This is a genomic window from Actinomadura sp. DC4 (assembly GCF_030406325.1).
Lineage (GTDB): Bacteria > Actinomycetota > Actinomycetes > Streptosporangiales > Streptosporangiaceae > Actinoallomurus.
Map to the genome: position 1 here is coordinate 397,832 of NZ_JAUEQY010000004.1, position 18,759 is coordinate 416,590.

The 18,759-nt window shown below is 71.2% G+C and carries 14 protein-coding genes; 10 read left to right on the forward strand and 4 right to left on the reverse strand.

Annotated features, from left to right (window positions below):
- The first annotated feature begins 4 nt into the window (after positions 1-4).
- Positions 5-289, forward strand: a complete 285-nt coding sequence (locus tag QWU11_RS09185) for an HPr family phosphocarrier protein (RefSeq protein WP_290104630.1) — start codon at positions 5-7, stop codon at positions 287-289.
- Positions 282-1,934, forward strand: a complete 1,653-nt coding sequence (gene ptsP, locus QWU11_RS09190) for a phosphoenolpyruvate--protein phosphotransferase (RefSeq protein WP_290104631.1) — start codon at positions 282-284, stop codon at positions 1,932-1,934. Before QWU11_RS09185 ends, ptsP begins: the two co-directional genes overlap by 8 nt.
- 326 nt (positions 1,935-2,260) lie before the next feature.
- On the opposite strand, the gene QWU11_RS09195 is transcribed toward ptsP, so the two are convergent.
- Positions 2,261-3,022 carry a DeoR/GlpR family DNA-binding transcription regulator gene (locus QWU11_RS09195; RefSeq protein WP_290104694.1) on the reverse strand — a complete coding sequence of 254 codons (762 nt, stop codon included), beginning with the start codon at positions 3,020-3,022 and terminating at the stop codon, positions 2,261-2,263.
- A gap of 877 nt (positions 3,023-3,899) precedes the next feature.
- Between QWU11_RS09195 and QWU11_RS09200 the strand changes: the two genes are divergently transcribed.
- The 4 genes from QWU11_RS09200 to QWU11_RS09215 all read left to right on the forward strand — a co-directional run bounded on the left by QWU11_RS09200 (position 3,900) and on the right by QWU11_RS09215 (position 9,725).
- Entirely contained in the window at positions 3,900-5,795 is a 1,896-nt protein-coding gene (locus QWU11_RS09200) for a ricin-type beta-trefoil lectin domain protein (RefSeq protein WP_290104632.1), read from the forward strand.
- A 32-nt stretch (positions 5,796-5,827) separates the two neighbouring features.
- On the forward strand, positions 5,828-7,276 hold the full coding sequence (locus QWU11_RS09205; RefSeq protein WP_290104633.1) for an RICIN domain-containing protein: 1,449 nt from the start codon (positions 5,828-5,830) through the stop codon (positions 7,274-7,276).
- Positions 7,277-7,293: 17 nt separating this feature from the next.
- Positions 7,294-8,559: a family 16 glycosylhydrolase gene (locus QWU11_RS09210; protein WP_290104634.1), complete on the forward strand. Its 1,266-nt coding sequence runs from the start codon at positions 7,294-7,296 to the stop codon at positions 8,557-8,559.
- A gap of 176 nt (positions 8,560-8,735) precedes the next feature.
- Entirely contained in the window at positions 8,736-9,725 is a 990-nt protein-coding gene (locus QWU11_RS09215) for a zinc-binding alcohol dehydrogenase family protein (protein WP_290104635.1), read from the forward strand.
- A gap of 254 nt (positions 9,726-9,979) precedes the next feature.
- Here QWU11_RS09215 and sigJ read toward each other — a convergent pair whose 3' ends face one another.
- Positions 9,980-10,957, reverse strand: coding sequence for an RNA polymerase sigma factor SigJ (gene sigJ / locus QWU11_RS09220; protein WP_290104636.1), 978 nt, complete (start codon positions 10,955-10,957; stop codon positions 9,980-9,982).
- A 157-nt stretch (positions 10,958-11,114) separates the two neighbouring features.
- On the opposite strand from sigJ, the gene QWU11_RS09225 reads away from it, so the two are divergent.
- Complete coding sequence (locus QWU11_RS09225; RefSeq protein ID WP_290104637.1) at positions 11,115-11,735, forward strand: LUD domain-containing protein; 621 nt, start codon at positions 11,115-11,117, stop codon at positions 11,733-11,735.
- A gap of 7 nt (positions 11,736-11,742) precedes the next feature.
- Here the strand turns inward: QWU11_RS09225 and QWU11_RS09230 are convergent, their stop codons facing one another.
- Both QWU11_RS09230 and QWU11_RS09235 read right to left on the reverse strand, forming a co-directional pair.
- Positions 11,743-13,584, reverse strand: coding sequence for a DUF4118 domain-containing protein (locus tag QWU11_RS09230; RefSeq protein ID WP_290104638.1), 1,842 nt, complete (start codon positions 13,582-13,584; stop codon positions 11,743-11,745).
- Between the two features lie 62 nt (positions 13,585-13,646).
- Positions 13,647-13,913, reverse strand: coding sequence for a mycoredoxin (locus tag QWU11_RS09235; RefSeq protein WP_290104639.1), 267 nt, complete (start codon positions 13,911-13,913; stop codon positions 13,647-13,649).
- Positions 13,914-14,046: 133 nt separating this feature from the next.
- On the opposite strand from QWU11_RS09235, the gene QWU11_RS09240 reads away from it, so the two are divergent.
- The 3 genes from QWU11_RS09240 to QWU11_RS09250 all read left to right on the forward strand — a co-directional run bounded on the left by QWU11_RS09240 (position 14,047) and on the right by QWU11_RS09250 (position 18,599).
- Positions 14,047-16,125 carry an ATP-dependent DNA helicase UvrD2 gene (locus tag QWU11_RS09240; RefSeq protein WP_290104640.1) on the forward strand — a complete coding sequence of 693 codons (2,079 nt, stop codon included), beginning with the start codon at positions 14,047-14,049 and terminating at the stop codon, positions 16,123-16,125.
- Between the two features lie 34 nt (positions 16,126-16,159).
- Positions 16,160-17,020 carry an acyl-CoA thioesterase II gene (gene tesB / locus QWU11_RS09245; RefSeq protein ID WP_290104641.1) on the forward strand — a complete coding sequence of 287 codons (861 nt, stop codon included), beginning with the start codon at positions 16,160-16,162 and terminating at the stop codon, positions 17,018-17,020.
- Between the two features lie 571 nt (positions 17,021-17,591).
- Positions 17,592-18,599: a helix-turn-helix domain-containing protein gene (locus QWU11_RS09250; RefSeq protein WP_290104642.1), complete on the forward strand. Its 1,008-nt coding sequence runs from the start codon at positions 17,592-17,594 to the stop codon at positions 18,597-18,599.
- Positions 18,600-18,759 lie beyond the last annotated feature (160 nt).

Genomic DNA, 18,759 nt, shown 5'->3' on the forward strand with positions numbered 1-18,759 from the left:
AAGCATGTCCGAGCGAACAGTAAAGATCGCCTCTCGTACGGGCCTGCACGCCCGGCCCGCGGCGCTGTTCGTCAAGGCCGCCGCCGACCAGGGCGTTCCGGTGAAGATCCGGGTCGGCGACGGCAAGCCCGTACCGGCGGCGAGCATGCTCGCCGTGCTGTCGCTGGGCGCGAAACAGGGCACCGAGGTCGTCCTGGAGGCCGAGGGCCCGGGTTCGGAGGAGGCCCTGGACGCGCTCGCGGAGGTGCTCGCCCGCGATCTGGACGCGGAGGAGTCCAGCGATGCCTGACGTGCTGCGGGGCATCGGGGTCAGCCCCGGCCTCGCGGCCGGCCCCGTCGCGCGGATGAGCCCGCCACCGCCGCTGCCGGACGCGCGCACCGTGACCGATCCCGAGCGGGAGACGGCCACGGCGGCGCACGCCCTGGAGGCGACCGAGGCACGGCTGCGCGAGCGTGCCGCCGCGGCGGCCGGCGAGGCGCACGACATCCTCGACGCGCAGTCGATGATCGCCGGCGACCCCACCCTCCGGGACGGGGTCATCGCCCGGATCAAGGACGGCGCCGACGCCCCGCACGCGCTGCGCGACACCTTCGACGAGCACCGCCGGACGCTCGAAGGGCTGGGCGGATACCTCGCCGAGCGCGCGGCGGACCTGGACGACATCGCGCACCGCGCGATCGCCGTCGCGCTCGGGCTGCCCATGCCCGGCGTGCCCGATCCGGGCCACCCGTTCGTGCTGGTCGCCGACGACCTCGCCCCGGCCGACACGGCCACGCTCGACCCGGACCGCGTCCTGGCGCTGGTCACCGAGCGCGGCGGGCCGACGAGCCACACGGCGATCCTGGCCCGCTCGCTCGGCCTGCCCGCGGTGGTCGGCTGCGCCGGCGCGCTGGACGTCGCCGACGAGACGACGGTGACGGTGGACGGCACGACCGGGCAGGTACGCGCCGGCGTGGACGAGGAGGAGGCGGCCGGCGTACGCGAACGGGCGGCGGACGAACGGGCCCGGCTCGCCGGCGGGTCCGGACCGGGACGGACCTCGGACGGGCACGCGGTCGACCTGATGGTCAACATCGGCTCGGCCGCCGACCTCGCCGGGATGGACCTGACCGACGTCGCGGGCGTCGGGCTGTTCCGTACCGAGTTCCTCTTCCTGGACCGCCACGACGCGCCCGGCCTGGAGGAGCAGGTCGCCGCCTACTCCGAGGCGTTCCGCTTCTTCTCGGCCGGCACGATCGTCGTACGCACCCTGGACGCCGGGGCGGACAAGCCGCTGCAGTTCCTCGGCCTGCCCGACGAGCCCAACCCGGCGCTCGGCGTACGCGGTCTGCGGGTGGCGCGCGACCGCCCGGAGATTCTCGACACCCAGCTCGAGGCGATCGCGCTGGCCTCGGCCAACACCAGCGCCGACGTGTGGGTGATGGCGCCGATGGTCTCGACGCAGCCGGAGGCGGACGCGTTCGCCGCGCGGGTACGCCACCACGGCCTGCCGACGGCCGGGGTGATGATCGAGGTACCGGCCGCGGCGCTGCGCGCCCGGAGGTTCCTCGATGTCGTGGACTTCCTCAGCATCGGCACCAACGACCTGAGCCAGTACACGCTCGCCGCCGACCGGCAGACCGGCGACCTCGCGGACCTGCTCGACCCCTGGCAGCCCGCGCTGCTCGAACTGATCAAGGGCTGCGCGGCGGCCGGACAGGACGCCGGCAAGTCGGTCGGCATCTGCGGCGAGGCGGCGGCCGACCCGCTGCTCGCCCCCGTACTGGCCGGGCTCGGCATCACCAAGCTGTCGATGAGCCCGCGCGGCCTGCCGGCCGTGCGCGCGAGCCTCGCCGGGTACACGCTCGCCGAGTGCGAGCGCCTGGCCGCCGTCGCGCTGGACACCGGCGACGCGGCCGAGGCTCGTGCCGCGGTGATCGACGCGACCTCCTGACCGCACCGGTCCGGATGCCCCTCTGCGCGCGGCAGGGGGGCATCCGCCGATATGAAACTGCGTTAGGCGCCCCTTAAGGAGCAGATAATAAACGCCCGCGCAATTCTCGGTATAACTGATTCATGCGATTAGGAGCGGCTCTGAACGGGCCGTGAACATCGGTCCACCTGGCCGGACGGGCCCGCACACCCTGTCCGGCGATCCACGGAGTCGGTTCGTTGACCGCACTCCGACCGCAGCGGTCTCCCCTTGGCTCCGCCCGCCGGGGGGAGGCCGCTGCACCTTTTCTCGTGGTAATTATCGAAGGGAGGTCCACCGTGTCGCCGTCAGACGCGTACGACCTCGGGGCCTGCCGCGGCGAGGTCCGCCGCGAGGCCGCTGTCGAGCCCGCTGTCGGTGATCAGCACGCTGATCTCCGACAGCGACGCGAACTTGGCAAGGTAGTCATTGCCGACCTTGGTGTGGTCGACGAGGAGCACGGTCCGCTGCGCGGCGCCGATCATCGACTGCTTCATCGCGGCCTCGGCCGGGTCGGGGGTGGTCAGGCCGACCTCGGCGGAGATGCCGTTCGTCGCCATGAACGCGACGTCGACCCGCATCCGGGAGAGCGGCTGCATCGCCCAGTCGTCGACGGTGGCGAGCGTGCGCCCGCGCACCCGGCCGCCCAGCATGATCACGTTGAGGTTGGACCGCGTGGCCAGGATGGTCGCCAGCGGCGGAGAGTTGACGATCACCGTCAGCTCGCGGTCGCTCGGCAGGACCTGAACCAGGCGCCCGGTCGTCGAACCCGCGTCGATGATGATCGAACCGTCGGCGGGAAGCTCGGCCAGGGCCGCCTTGGCGATGCGCTCCTTCTCGGCGGTCATCACGGCGTCGCGGGCGGCCAGGGCCGGCTCGAAACCGAGCCGCTCCACCGGGATGGCCCCGCCGTGGACGCGACGTAGAGTGCCCGCGCGCTCGAGGACGGTGAGGTCCCGGCGGATCGTCTCCATCGTGACCCCGAAGTCCTCGGCGAGCGTCACGACGTCGACCCGGCCCGCGTCGCGCGTGCGCCGGAGGATCTCCTGCTGTCTCTCCTCGGCGTACATATGTTGTTTGACCACCGATTTCAGCGTTGTTTTGTTTCTGTTTATCGCTCTGCTTTGTGACCAGTCAAGAGGCGGAGCGGTGTTGGAGTAGGAGTCCAGCGGCCGTCAGAGGGCCCGACGACTTCCCCCGGCGGGTGTTGACAGAGCTTGACCGTCCCATTACCGTCAGGTCTATTGAAAGGAAGGTTTCTTAATTAATAGGCCTCGGGGGATGCCGATTCAGCACGTCCATCCCGCCGGAAGGGGGCCAGCCGCCATGCCGCACCACAGCACCGGGCACGACGCGATCACCATGGCCGGACACCCCTGCGGCGATGTCCGGGAGCCGGCCTCCGCTACGCCTGAACCGCAGTTCGGCGTTCGCGCGGACGCGGGTCCGGCCCGGCCGGTACGGATCCCCGAACCGGACCTCCGGATCGGCCACACGGACCTCCTCCCGACGCCCGAGCCCCCCTCGCGAACGCCCGCGCCCGCCAGCGCGGGGCCGGACGAGGGCGACCCGGCCGGTGGAGACGCCGAACCCGCAGGACGCCGGGGCCATGACACGGCCCCGGTGAGACTCCGTCGTACGGAGCCGCCCCCGTCGCGTGCCGACGCGCCCGCCAGCGCGTCGCCCGGCGACGGCGGTCACGCGGCGACTCGACCGTCCGGGCGCGGCGTGCCACGGCTCGGCACATTCACCTGTTCTTTCACCGTGGCGTTCTTCCGGCGGGTGGGCCGGCGGACGGCGCGGTGGCGCGAGATCGGCTCGCGGCCCTCACCCGGCACCGCCGGCGAGGGTTTCCGTCACGCCCGCGCGCCCCCGGCGCGTACACCCGCCTGCCGCCAACAGGCACCTGACTCCTCCGCCCCCTGACCACTGGAGCCGAGCCCTCCCATGTCCAGGAAAGTCCGCCGCGCCGGCCGCAGGCCCGCCCGGCTGTTCGCCACCTCCGCATTCCTCGCTCTCGTCGCCTCCCTCCTCACCGGCGCCGGCGCGGCGTCGTCCGCGCACGCCGCAGGGGAGAGCGTCAACGTCTGGCTGACCACCACCGACGACTCCGGTGGCCGTCACGTCACCCGCGGGCTGCAGCAGCAGACGCCGATCGCCTTCGGGAACGGCGGCAGCGGCGCGCAGAACATCACCGTCAACGAGAACACCCGCTACCAGCAGTTCACCGGCGCCGGCGCGTCGTTCACCGACACCGCCGCGTGGCTGATGAACAGCAGCGGCGCGCTCAGCTCGACCACGCGTACCCAGGTCATGCAGAAGCTGTTCGACCCGAGCAGCGGCATCGGCCTGGACTTCCTCCGCAACCCGATGGGCGCGTCGGACCTCGCGCGGAGCAACTACTCCTACGACGACATGCCGGCCGGCCAGACCGACGCGAGCCTGAGCCACTTCTCCATCTCCCACGACCTGGCCGACGTACTGCCGCTGACCAAGCAGGCCCGGCAGCTCAACCCGTCGCTCAAGGTCATGGGCACGCCGTGGAGCGCCCCGGCCTGGATGAAGGACAACGACACCTTCAACCAGCCCGGCTGGCTGGAGTCGCAGTACTACGCCGCGTACGCCCAGTACTTCGTGAAGTACATCCAGGCCTACCAGGCGCAGGGCGTGCCGATCGACTTCGTCTCGGCGCAGAACGAGCCGACCTGCTGCGGCGGTTATCCGTCGATGAGCTGGAACGGTTCCGGCCTCGACTACTTCACCAAGACCAACCTGCTGCCGGCCTTCCACGCGGCCGGCCTGTCCACCAAGGTCCTCGCCCTGGACTGGAACTGGGACACGTACGCGAGCTACGGCGCGCCGCAGGTGGACGACACCGCCATCCGGGGCGACGCGAACTTCGGCGGGATCGCGTGGCACGGCTACGGCGGCAACGTGAGCCAGCAGACCACGACGCACAACCAGTACCCGAACCTGGACGCCTACGACACCGAGCACTCCGGCGGCACCTGGATCGGGAACCAGCAGCAGGAGGACATGCACAACATCATCGACTACACCCGCAACTGGGGTAAGAGCGTCGTGAAGTGGTCGCTCGCCGTGGACCAGAACATGGGCCCGCACAACGGCGGCTGCGGCACCTGCACCGGACTGATCACCGTGCACAACGGTGACAGCCGCAGCGGGCAGGTCGACTACACGGTCGAGTACTACGACATGGGCCATCTGACGAAGTTCGTCAAGCCCGGCGCTTACCGCATCGACTCCACCGCGAACTCCTCCGTGCCCAACGTCGCCTGGCGCAACCCGGACGGCTCGAAGGCACTGGTCGCCTACAACGACACCGGCTCGGCCCAGTCCGTCAAGGTCAACTGGGGCGGCCAGTCGTTCACCTACTCGCTGCCCGCCAAGACCACCGCGACGTTCACCTGGAGCGGTACCCAGGGTGGCGGGGGTACCGGCGGCACCGGCCAGATCACCGGCCTCGACGGAAAGTGCGTCGACGTCAACGCGGCCAGCAGCGCCAACGGTGCCGCCGTCCAGCTCTATGACTGCAACGGGTCCGCCGCCCAGCAGTGGACCGTGGGCACCGACGGCACGATCCGGGCGCTCGGCAAGTGCATGGACCTGACCTCAGCCGGTACCGCCAACGGCACCCAGGCCCAGCTGTACGACTGCAACGGCAGCGGCGCCCAGCAGTGGACCAAGGGCACGTCGAGTTCGCTCGTCAATCCCGCGTCGGGCAAGTGCCTGGACGCGACCGGTCCCAGCTCGGCCAACGGCACCCGGCTGCAGATCTGGACCTGCACCGGCGCCACCAACCAGCAGTGGACCACTCCGTAAGTCACCTTTTCCTCACCGCCAGGAGGATCTTCATGTCACGACCTAGGTTCGCCATGCTCCGACGGAGGGTGGCGCGTCTCGCGGCACTCGCCGCGGTGCTCCTCGCCGCCGTCGGAGCGCTCGTCGGTACGGGGACGGCGGCGCACGCCGCCGTCAACCCCGGCCCGGGCTTCCCGGCGCACTTCGCCGCCCCGTACGTCGAGACGTGGGGCTCGACCTCGGCCATGGCCAACGCGCAGTCGGCCACCGGGCTGAAGTACTACACGCTCGCCTTCGTCATCGGTGGCGGAGGCTGCAACGCCACCTGGAACGGCGACACCTCCATCGACAACAGCGGGTGGCAGACCGCGATCAACAACCTGCGGGCCTCCGGCGGCGACGTCCTCGTCTCCTTCGGCGGCGCGTCGGGCACCGAGCTCGGCCAGGCGTGCAGCTCGGTCTCCACGCTGCAGGCGCAATACAAGCGGGTGATCGACACGCTCAACCTGACCCGCATCGACCTCGACATCGAGGGCTCGGCGCTCAATGACACCGCCGCCAACGACCGGCGGAACCAGGCGCTCGCCGCGCTCCAGTCGCAGTACGCGGCGGCCGGCAAGAAGCTGGCCGTCGACTACACGCTGCCGGTCGACCCGACCGGGCTGTTGTCCAACTCGCTCAGCCTGCTGAACAACGCCAAGAGCCGCGGCGTGGACGTCAGCCTCGTGAACATCATGACGATGGACTACGGCTCGCCGATGGACATGGGCCAGGCCGCGGTCAACGCCGCCACGGCGCTGCACGGCCAGCTCGGGCAGATCTGGAACACCAAGACCTCCGACCAGCTCTGGGCCATGGAGGGCAACACCCCGATGATCGGGGTCAACGACACCACCAGTGAGATCTTCACCACCGGGAACGCCACGACGCTGGAGAGCTTCGCGGCGAGCCACGGCATCCAGCTGCTGGCGTTCTGGGCCCTCGGCCGCGACAAGGCGTGCGCGACCAACGGCCAGCTCTCGGACACGTGCAGCGGCACCCCGCAGAGCGCGTACCAGTTCTCCCGCACCTTCAACGGCATCACCGGCGGCGGTGGCGGCGGTGGCGGGGGCGGCGGCACCGGTGGCGCGATCACCGGGTACGGCGGCAAGTGCGTCGACGTCAACGCCGCGAGCACGGCGAACGGCACGGCCATCCAGCTCTATGACTGCAACGGGTCCGCCGCCCAGCAGTGGACCGTGGGCACCGACGGCTCGATCAAGGCTCTGGGCAAGTGCCTGGACCTGACCGCGGCCGGTACCGCCAACGGCACCCAGGCGCAGCTGTACGACTGCAACGGCACCGGCGCGCAGAAATGGCAGTCCGGCTCGAACAAGACGCTGGTCAACCCGGCATCGGGCAAGTGCCTGGACGCGACCGGCCCGAGCTCGGCCAACGGCACCCGGCTGCAGATCTGGACCTGCGCCGGAAGCGCCAACCAGCAGTGGACCCTTCCCTCCTGACGAAGCGAGACAACGAGATGCTGTCCACCTCCCGACGGCGCGTGGGCCTGTTCGCCCTGGCCCTCGCGCTGGTCACCGGGTCGGGCGGCGCCGTCACGGCGGCGGCGAGCCCGCGGGTGCCTCTGGCCCCGCAGGCCGCCGCCGCTGCCGCGGCGTCGTTCACCGACGACTTCGACGGCGCCGCCGGCGCCGGTGTCGACTCGAGCAAATGGCGGTTCGAGACCGGCGACAACGTCAGCAACCACGAGCGGCAGTACTACACGAGCGGTACGCACAACGCCGCCCTGGACGGCCAGGGACACCTGGTCATCACGGCACGGAAGGAGAACCCCGCCAACTACCAGTGCTGGTACGGCACCTGCCAGTACACCTCGGCCCGGCTCAACACCGCGCAGACCTTCACCCAGGCGTACGGCCACTTCGAGACGCGGATGAAGATCCCGCGCGGCCAGGGCATGTGGCCCGCGTTCTGGATGCTCGGCAACGACATCGGCAGTGTCGGCTGGCCGAACAGCGGTGAGGTCGACATCATGGAGAACGTCGGCTTCGAGCCGGGCTCCGTCCACGGCACGATCCATGGGCCGGGTTACTCCGGCAGCGCCGGCATCGGCGCCGGCTACTCACTGCCGAACGGCCAGGCCTTCGCCGACGCGTTCCACACGTTCGCGGTCGACTGGGCGCCGAACTCCATCAAGTGGTCGGTGGACGGCAACGTCTACGAGACCCGGACCCCGGCCGACCTGAACGGCAACCGCTGGGTGTTCGACCACCCGTTCTACCTGCTGATGAACCTCGCCGTCGGCGGGTACTGGCCGGGCGACCCGGACGGCTCCACCAGCTTCCCGCAGCAGCTCGTCGTGGACTACGTGCACGTCACGACCAGCGCGGGCGGGGGCGGCGGCACCGGTGGCGCGATCACCGGGTACGGCGGCAAGTGCGTCGACGTCAACGCGGCGAGCACGGCGAACGGCACCGCGATCCAGCTCTATGACTGCAACGGGTCCGCCGCCCAGCAGTGGACCGTGGGATCGGACGGCACGCTCAGGGCCCTCGGCAAGTGCCTGGACCTGACCGCGGCCGGTACCGCCAACGGCACGCAGGCGCAGCTGTACGACTGCAACGGCACGGGCGCGCAGAAATGGCAGGCGGGCTCCAACGGCTCGCTGGTGAACCCGGCGTCGGGACGGTGCCTGGACGCGACCGGCCCGAGTTCGGCCAACGGCACCCGGCTGCAGATCTGGGACTGCGCCGGAAGCGCCAACCAGAAGTGGACGCTTCCCTGATCGGAGCGTTCTGACGATCGGCGCATCCAGGGCCGGTACCCGCATACCCGCAGGTACCGGCCCTGGTCACGCGTGCGTCGGCGGCGCCACGGGTATGCCTTTGGAGGGACGAAAGCCGCACTTGGGGGCGCTTGGGGCATTGCGCGCGTCTCCCTGGAGCTGACGGGGGGCGATCGTTGAAGGCGGCGCGGGCGTATCCGATCACCGAGCACACCACCGACCTGCGGGTGGAGTACGTCGAGGACCCCACACCCGGCGCCGGAGAGGTGCTCGTACAGGTCACCGCCGCCGGCGTGACGCCGTGGGACCACACCGCCGCCACCGGCGCCGCGGCCGGCCCGCTGATCCTCGGCAACGAGGGAGCGGGCATCGTCGCCGCCGACCCCGCGGGGCGCTGGGCGCCCGGCACCCGCGTCATGTTCTTCGCCGGATCCGGCGAGACGAGCGGCCGCGGCACGATGGCGGAGTTCGCCGTCATCCCCGAACCCAACCTGGCCGAGATCCCGATCCACGTGGCCGACGAGGTGGCCGCGGCCGTGCCGATCGCCTACCTCACGGCCGTTCTCGCCCTGCGGCTCGGCGGGTTCTCACCCGGCGCGCGCGTCTTCGCCCCCGCCATCGGGGGCAGCGTCGGCAACGCGACCGTCCAGCTCGCCCGCGCGCTCGGCGCCCGCGTGGTGGCCGGCGGCGCCGGCAGCACGGCCAAGGCCGAGGCGGTACGCGCGGCGCCGTGGGCGCGGGGGATCACGGTGGTCGACCTCGAACGCGGACGGCTGAGCGAGGGACTCGGGGACGGCTTCGGCGACGGGATCGACCTGGCCGTGGACGGCGTCGGCGGCGCCGTGACCGCGCAGATCGCCGAGGCGCTGGCCACCGGCGGCCGGATCGTGCTGGTCGGCCACTCCGGCGGCGGGGTGGCGCACGTGCCGATCGGCGAGGTCGTACGACGGCGCGCCAGCCTGCACGGGTTCTCCCTGCCCTCGGTCACCCCCGAGCAGTCGCGCCTCGCCTGGTCGACCATCACCGAACTGCTGGTCGGCGAGCGGATCCACCCGGTCATCGACTCGATCTTCCCCCTGGACGCCGCGGGCGAGGCCATCCGCCACCTGGTCGAGGACCGGCCGATCGGAAAGGTCGTGATCACCGACCTGTCCCGCACGCGGTGAGCCGGCGGCCGCCCCTACCCGCTCGGATCGGAGCGGAGGGTGGGCGGCGCGTCCGCCCCGTCTTCTGGCCGCCTCGCAGGGTAAAGAACATCTACACCGACTCAGTGGAGTGTCAGGGCGTACGGCAGCCATGGTCCGCGTGGAACGACCGCCGCCAGGTCGAGCGTCGTGACGAGCCCATCGCTCGTACGGGAGTCGCTGGTCCGCGTGACCGCCGACCGCGAGCACCGTCCTCCGGCGAACCATCCGACGTCTCAGCGGCCCGGGGGTTCCTCCTCTCCGCGCCTGTCCAACCGGCCGCCCGTCGTCCAGCGACGGAGTTTCTCGGGGTTGCGCACCACCCAGATGCGGGTGATCCGGTCGCCCGCGACCTCGAACGCGAACACCGTCACGGTGACGCCGCCCTGCTGGGCCACCAGACCGGGCTGACCGTTGACCGTACGCTCCAGGAACGTCATGTCGCCGGGCCTGCGGCGGGCGAGTTCGGCCCAGGCGTGCGCGATCCGCTCGCCGCCCTCGATGGGGTGCAGGAAGGTCGTGGCGAGGCCGCCGCCGTCGGCGACCGCCGTCGCGCCGGGGTCGAGCAGGCCGATCAGGGCCTCGATGTCCTTGGCCTCCCACGCCCGCTTGAAGTCCCTGACGACGCCCGCGCGCTGGGCCGCCGGAGTCGCGGAGGGCCGCGCGGCCCGGACGCGGCGGCGGGCGGAGGAGGCCAGCTGGCGGCAGGCCGCCGGCGTACGGCCGACGATCTCGGCCACTTCGGCGAAGGAGTGGGAGAAGACGTCGTGGAGGACGAACGCGACGCGTTCGGCCGGGGTCATGGATTCGAGCACGACCAAGAAGGCCAGGTTGACCGACTCGTCCAGGGTGACCTGGTCGGCCGGGTCGGCGGTGGCGCCGCCGGGCGGCCCGGTCTCGGGCAGCGGCTCGGGGATCCACTCGCCCACGTAGGTCTCCCGCCGGACCCGGGCGGAGCCGAGCAGGTTGAGGCAGACGCGGCCGGCGACCGTCGTCAGCCAGGCGCCGGGGGAGCGGATGGCGTCCCGCTGGTGCGGCGACATGGCGTACCAGCGGGTGTAGGTCTCCTGGACGGCGTCCTCGGCCTCGGCCAGGGAGCCCATGAGCCGGTAGGCGATGTTGAGCAGCTGACGCCGCTCGCTCATGATCGCGTCCAGGGGGTCGGGCCGGTCCCCGCCTGAGCCGACGGCCTCCGGTCCGGATGGGGTGGTCATGGTGCCGGCGGCTCCCTCCGTCGCGTCTGCCCTCACCGGTCCGACAAGACGGCACCCCGGAATGTGAGGCCGGAGTGCCGCCTCACATTCCGGAGGGCCGTGCTGTCGAACCCGCTGAGACCAATACACCATCTGGACGAGCAGGCCAGGAGTCACCATGACCGCCTTGACAGCATTCGCCGACCCGGCGCCCGCGCAGCGCCTGGAGCGGGCGGCCGCCGCGCTGACCGCGCACGGCTTCACCGCCGAGATCCTCGATGACGCCGCCGCCGCGCGTACCCGCGTCAGAGATCTGATTCCGGAGGGCGCCAGTGTGTTCACCGGGGCCAGTGAGACGCTCCGCCTGTCCGGCATCGACGCGGACATCAACACCGGCGGGCGGTACCGCGCCATCAAGCCACGGGTCCTGGCCATGGACCGCGTCAGCGGCGCCGACGACATCCGGCGGCTGCTCGCCGGCCCCGACGTCATCGTGGGCAGCGTCGCGGCGCTCACCGAGACCGGCTCCCTCGTGATCGCCTCGGGCAGCGGAAGCCAGTTGCCCGGCTACGCCGGCGGCGCCGCCCGCGCGATCTGGGTCGTCGGCGCGCAGAAGGTGGTGCCCGACCTGGACACCGCGCTGCGGCGCGTCGAGGACCACTGCCTCCCGCTGGAGAGCGCCCGTACCCAGGAGGTCCACGGGTGGCCCAGCGCCGTCAACCGCCTTCTCGTCCTCAACGCCGAGCACCACCCCGGGCGCGGCACCGTCCTGCTGCTCCGCGAGGCCATCGGATTCTGACCCTGCGCTATCCCGCGATCGGGAGTTCGACCAGCAACGACGTGCCCTTCTCGGCCGGGCTCGTGACCGAGAGCCGGCCGCCGAGCGCCTCGACGCGGTCCGTGAGGCCGATCAGCCCCGACCCGTGCGCGGGGTCGGCCCCGCCGATGCCGTCGTCGCGCACCGACAGCCGGACGACCCCGTCGGCCGCCGTCAGGCAGACGTGCACCACGGAGGCGTGCGCGTGCTTGGTGGCGTTCGTCAGCGCCTCGGACACGATGTAGTAGACGGTCACCTCGAAGCGCTGCGCGAGCCGCGCGCACCCCGACACGTCGATCTCGACCGGGATCGCCGAGCGGCGCGCGAGCACCGCGAGCGCCGGCCGCAGACCGCCCTTGGAGAGGATGGCCGGATGCAGGCCCCGGGAGATCTCCTGCAGGTCCGCGACCGCCTCGTCCAGGGACTCGGCCGTGTCCGCGAACTGGTGGCGCAGCCTCTCCAGCTCCGGCGGGACCGTGCTCGCGGCACCGCGCAGCTCGAGACCGAGGGAGACCAGGCGCTGCTGGATCCCGTCGTGCAGGTCGCGCTCGATCCGGCGGCGCGTCTCGTCCGCGGCGGCGACGACGCGGGCCCGCGAGGCCCGCAGGTCGGCACCGCCCTGGGCGTTGGCGATGGCGGCCGCGGCGAGCTCGGTGAACTCCAGCATGCGCGCCTCGGTGTCGGGCGGCGGCTGCTCGGCCGTACTCGAGGAGATGACGGCCACCCCCCACAGGGACCGGCCGACCACGATGGGGCAGCCGACGGAGGAGACGACACCCCGCGCGCGCAGCGTGGCCATGAGCGGGCCCGCGCCCAAGTACGCGCTGACGCGTCCGGGCGCTCCCGTACGGGAGACGAGTTCGGAGACGGTTCCGCGCTCCAGCGTCCAGCGTGAGCCGACCGGCATCGTGGCGTCGAGGTCGGTGCGGTTGTTCCACTTGCCGACGGTCACCGCCGTGGCGGCCGGCTCGTACCGTACGACGATGGTGTGCATCGCGCCGAGGAGCAGCCCCATCTCACGGGCGACCGCCTCGAAGACCTCGGCGGGCGGGGCGGCGTGCGCGACCAGCGTCGCCAGGCGGCGCAGCGCGGCCTGCTCGTCGGCGACGCGGGCGAGCTCGTCCCGGCTGTCGCGCAGGGCGCAGGCGACCCGTTCGCGCTCGCGCGCGGCGTCCAGCAGCACCTCCAGCGAGGGCACCACCCTGTCCCGCAGCCGCTGCATGACCGGCCGCGGAAGGCCGGTGGGCACGCGAAGCGTCGCCGGCGCGTCGTCGCCGTGCAGCGGGAACGCCACGTGCCGGTCGTCGGAGAGGATCACGCCGGGTTCGATCGTGGCCCCGGGGATCTTGAGCGCCTGCGCCAGCCGCCGGGCGGTGGAGGGCAGCGCCGTGCCCGGTTCGGGCGCCCGCAGCAGGAGACGGGCCAGCTCGGCGGACAGGTTCGCCTCCTCGCGCGCCTCCACCGCCACCCACAGCAGCCGGGACACCTGGGCGAGCGCGGAGGCCAGCAGCGCGAGCGCCATGAAGACTCCGAGGATCGCCAGGTCCGCCCACCGCGTGAACCGCATGCTCCCGCCGGGCGAGATGAGGAAGAAGCCGAAGACGACCGTGCTCGCCGCGGCCATGAGGAGGCCGGGCGTGAGGCCCCAGACGGAGGCGACGAGCAGGAGGCCCGGCAGGTAGACCGCGCCGAGGGACTGGGCCGGCGTGTACGCGGAGACGAGGGCGCCGACGGCCGTCGCGAGGGTCAGGCACAGCGCCGCCACGACGAGTCCGGAAGCCTGCGACGGCCGGCACGGGCGTGGTGGCGTGAGCGGCAAGGATCGGCGCATACCACACATTACCGCCGGTCCTGCGCGCATCAGCGCAGGTCAAGCCCCGTACGGGGCCGCCGTCAGCTCGGGACGATCGCGGCGAGGCGCGCCTTCACGTCCTTGGCGCTGGGATTGGTCACCGCGGTGCCGTCCGGGAACACGACGACCGGCACGGTCTGGTTGCCGCCGTTCACGTTCTCGACGAACGCGGCGGCGGCCGGGTCGCGCTCGATGTCGATCTCGACCATCTCGATCCCGTCGCGGGCGAGCTGGGTCTTCAGCCGCCTGCAGAAGCCACACCAGGTCGTGGTGTACATCGTGAGCTCACCCGTCGTGGGCGTGGTCATGACTCTCCCCGGGTCCGTCTGCGGACTGTCGATCAGCGCAACACCGGGCCGTCGCGTCGCATTCCCTCGGCGGGGATGGGGCGCGAGCGTCCGACGGTACTGAGAGGATGAGCGCTCCGTGGAAGGAGGGGCGATGGAGGCGGATGAGATCCTCGCCGGGCTCGACCCGGAGCAACGTGAGGTCGCCGAGGCCACGCGCGGGCCGGTATGCGTGCTGGCAGGCGCGGGTACGGGCAAGACGCGCGCGATCACCCACCGCATCGCGTACGCGGTGCTCACCGGGGTGGTCTCTCCCCAGCGCGTGCTCGCTGTGACGTTCACCACGCGCGCCGCGGGCGAGCTGCGCGGGCGCCTCCGGCAGCTCGGCGCGCCCGGCGTGCAGGCGCGGACGTTCCACGCCGCGGCCTACAAACAGCTGCACTACTTCTGGCCGAAGGTCATCGGCGGCGAGCCGCCCCGGCTGGTCGAGTCCAAGCTCGGCCTGGTCGCGGAGGCGGCGCGGTCCTGCCGCCTGTCGTTCGGCCGTACGGAGCTGCGCGACGCCGCCGCCGAGGTCGAGTGGGCCAAGGTCACCCAGACCCGCCCGGAGGAGTACGTCACGGCCGCGGGCAAGGCCGGGCGCACGCCGCCCGCCGAGGCGGCCGACATGGCGCGCGTCTACGAGGCGTACGAGCACCTGCGCCGCGACCGCAACCTGCTCGACTTCGAGGGCATGCTGGAGCTCACCGCCGCGATCTTCACCGAGCACCAGGAGGTCGCGAACCAGTTCCGCGACCAATACCGCCACTTCGTCGTCGACGAGTACCAGGACGTCAACCCGCTGCAGAAGCTCCTGCTCGACACCTGGCTCGGCGAGCGCCGTGACCTGTGCGTCGTCGGCGACCCCAACCAGACGATCTACTCCTTCACCGGCGCCAGCCCCTCCTACCTGCTGAACTTCACGATCGAGCATCCCGAGGCCAAGGTCGTCAAGCTCGTCCGCGACTACCGTTCGACGCCGCAGGTGGTCGGGCTCGCCAACGACGTGCTGGCGCAGGCGCGAGGCGAGACGCGCCGCCACCGCCTGGAGCTGGTCGCGCAGCGCCCCACCGGGCCCGCGCCGGCCTTCCACGAGTACGACGACGAGGTGGCCGAGGCCGAGGCCGTGGCCAAGCGCATCCGCGAGCTCCTCGACGAGGGAGTGCCGGCCCGCGAGATCGCGGTGCTCTTCCGCATCAACGCCCAGTCCGAGCCGTATGAGCAGGCCTTCGCCGACTTCGGCATCCCCTACGTCGTGAAGGGCGCCGAGCGCTTCTTCGAACGCGCGGAGGTACGCCAGGCGGTGGTGCTGCTGCGCGGCGCCGCGCGCTCGGCCGGCGACGAGCCGCTCGTCCGCGCCGTACGCGACGTTCTGGCGAGCACCGGTCTCACCGACCAGGCGCCGGAGGGACGCGGCGCGGCACGCGAGCGCTGGGAGTCGCTGGCCGCGCTGGCCCAGCTCGCCGAGGACGTCGCCGCCGACCGGCCGTCCGCGGGCCTGCGGGAGTTCGTGGCGGAGCTGGAGGAGCGGGCCGGCGCCCAGCACGCGCCGACGCTCGAAGGCGTGACGCTCGCGACCCTGCACACCGCCAAGGGCCTGGAGTGGGACGCGGTCTTCCTCGCCGGGCTGGTCGAGGGCACGCTGCCGATCATCTACGCGGAGAAGAGCCCGGACCAGATCGAGGAGGAACGCCGGCTGCTGTACGTCGGGGTGACCCGCGCACGGGAGTTCCTGACGCTGTCGTGGGCGCTGTCGCGTTCTCCCGGGGGCCGCAAGGGCCGGCGCCGTTCGCGCTTTCTCGACGGGCTGGCGCCGCAGAGTGCGGGTCCGCCGCGCGTCGACCGTACGAAACGCCGCTCCGCCGCGTCGGGCCCGCAGCCGTGCCGGGTCTGCGCTCGGCCGCTGATGGCGGCGATCGAGCGCAAGCTGGGCCGCTGCGAGAGCTGCCCGGCCGACTACGACGAGGAACTCCTGACCCGCATGAAGGACTGGCGGGTGGCGACGTCGAAGCGGCAGAAGGTCCCGGCCTACGTCGTGTTCACCGACGCGACCCTCCAGGCGATCGCCGAGCGCGCGCCGTCGTCGGACGCGGAGCTGGCGGCCATCCCGGGAGTCGGCGCGGTGAAACTCGACCGCTACGGCGCGGAGGTGCTGGCCCTGTGCCGAGGCGAGACGCTCGACCTGGTTGACTGATGGACCCGGTCACTTTCAGTAGGGATTGTCACGAATGAACGGCGCGCTGACGGAGCTGCTCGATCTGCTCGACCTCGAGCAGATCGAGATGGACATCTTCCGCGGGCGCAGCCCGGCCGAACGCCAGCAGCGCGTGTTCGGTGGCCAGGTGGCGGGCCAGGCCCTGGTCGCGGCGGGCCGCACGGTCCCCTCGGACCGTCACGTCCACTCGCTGCACGCGTACTTCATCCGCCCGGGCGACCCGAGCGTCCCGCTGGTCTACACGGTCGACCGCGTCCGCGACGGCCGCTCGTTCACCACCCGCCGCGTCTCGGTCATCCAGCATGGCAAGGTCATCTTCACGCTGTCGGCGTCCTTCCAGGTGCTGGAGGAGGGCCCGTCCCACCAGGCGCCCATGCCGGAGGTCCCGTCCCCGGAGGACCTGCCGACCTTCCGCGAGAGGATGGAGGCGCTGTTCGGCCCGCAGGACAACGACTTCTTCCGCCGGCGCCCGGTCGACCTGCGTCACGTGACCCCACTGACGTGGGAGGCCGCCCGCGACCCGTCGCTGACCTCGTCGGAGTCGAGGGTCTGGCTGCGCGTCGACGGCGAACTCCCGGACGACCCCCTGCTGCACGTCTGCCTGATGACGTACGCCTCGGACATGACGCTGCTCGACACGGTGCTGCTCAACCACGGCCTGGCATGGGGCGACAAGATGACGATGGGCGCGAGCCTGGATCATGCGATGTGGTTTCACCGCCCCTTCCGCGCCGATGAGTGGCTGCTGTACGCCCAGGACACCCCGAACGCCTCCGGCGCCCGGGGGCTGGCTCGTGGCGAGGTCTTCACCCAGGACGGCGAGCTGGTCGTCTCGGTCGTCCAGGAGGGCCTGATCCGCACGACGGAGTCCTGACCTGGTGAGACGCGGCTTCCTCGAGGAGGGCGAGGAAGCCGCGCGACAAACGCGTCGACGGCTGGGAGGCCCGGCGCGTAGCGAACCAGGAGAGCGACCGGGAACGATCTCACTGTGTGTCATCCCGGATCGGAGACCCTCGCTGAGGGCCACCGTTTTGTGCGGGGAGTGTGCCAGCTCGGCCGGTGGCTCGCTCTGGCCGTGGATCGCCCCTGGCGTAGGTCTGGAGCAGCACGGGCACCGTGTTGCCGGCGTGGCGCGCCGCCTCTGCGGCAGGAACGAACACCCGAGTTGAGCCAGAGCGTCAGGGCAGCGTGACATAGGCCGGACGGTCAGAGGCGAGGCGACAGGTGAGGTGGTAAGGGCGAGCCGTCGCGGCAAGACGAATGGTTACGTCATCTGATTGACCGGGTGACCAATTACCCCACGAGGATAGGTATCGGCGCCGACGAAAGGCCGTCGTTTCCCGGCACGACAGCTGTGAAATATCCGACTCACCATTGCGATGTCCACATTCGGACACCGGGAAGACCGTCTATCCCGGCGCCGACTGATCGGTGATAGTCGGACCATGATTGAGACTGTGTTCCGGAGTGAGGACGTACCGTCGGCAGAACGGTTCGCCCGCTGGCACGAGATGAGCAACCGCAAACACGCGCCGGTGATGATCCGCAGTGATCACAAGGCGGATTTCCAGGCCACCACGCGGAACCTGGACCTCGGAGCCGTTCAGGTGACCGAACTGACCTTCCCGCCCGTGTACGTGAGCCGCCCCCCGAAACTGATTCGCCAGTCCGATCCGGAGACCTTCGCCGTGTGGCTCGGCCTGCGGGGGACCATGGAGATCGCCCAAGGCGGCCGATGTGTAGAACTCGCCCGCGACGAATTGGTGCTCTATGACAGCTCACGGCCCTACCACGGTCGGGCGGACGCGGTCACGGGAGTTGAGGTGGAATTCTTTCGCGCGCTGATGCCCATACCCTCTAACGCCATTGCCAGGATCACCGCGATCCGCATACCGGCAGGCGAGGGAATACCCGCCCTGTTTCATCGCCACCTCATCGAACTGATCCGGCAGGCTCCCCGCTTCCGGCCGGCCGACACCGCCCGCCTGGCCACCATCACCCTGGATCTGATGGCCGCGATGTGCGCCTCCCTCATCGAGGCAGACAACTGTCTACCGCCCGAGACACGCCAGCGTGCCCTGCAGGCGCAGATCCACGACTTCGTGCTGCGGAACCTCGGGGACCCCGACCTGTCAGCCGACACCATCGCCGCCGCTCACCAGATCTCCGTGAGCTACCTGTACAAACTCTTCGAACAACAGGGCCTGACCGTGGCCGGCTGGATACGCCAACGCCGACTCGGACGCTGCCGCCGCGATCTCGCCGACCCTCAACTGAGCCAGGTACCGATCCACGCCATCGCGACTCGCTGGGGCTTCACCAACAACGCCCACTTCAGCCGGCTCTTCCGGGCCGCATACGGCATGTGCCCAAAGGACTACCGGGCGATCCGAACGCCGTCCAAGGGAGTGTCACCTCAGAGGCTCGCGGACGACAGTCCCGGCCAAGCGTGAAAGAACCGGCAACAACAGTGCGTAAAACGTCAACGACTTCCTCCTGAGGGCGCGACAGGCTCGGGCGCACGATGGTCCGTTACACCGCGCTGCCTTCCGGGAGGCGTTATGGGTCGCTCACGGTTCGTTGCCCAGATCAGCAGGTCCGTGTGGTTGCGGC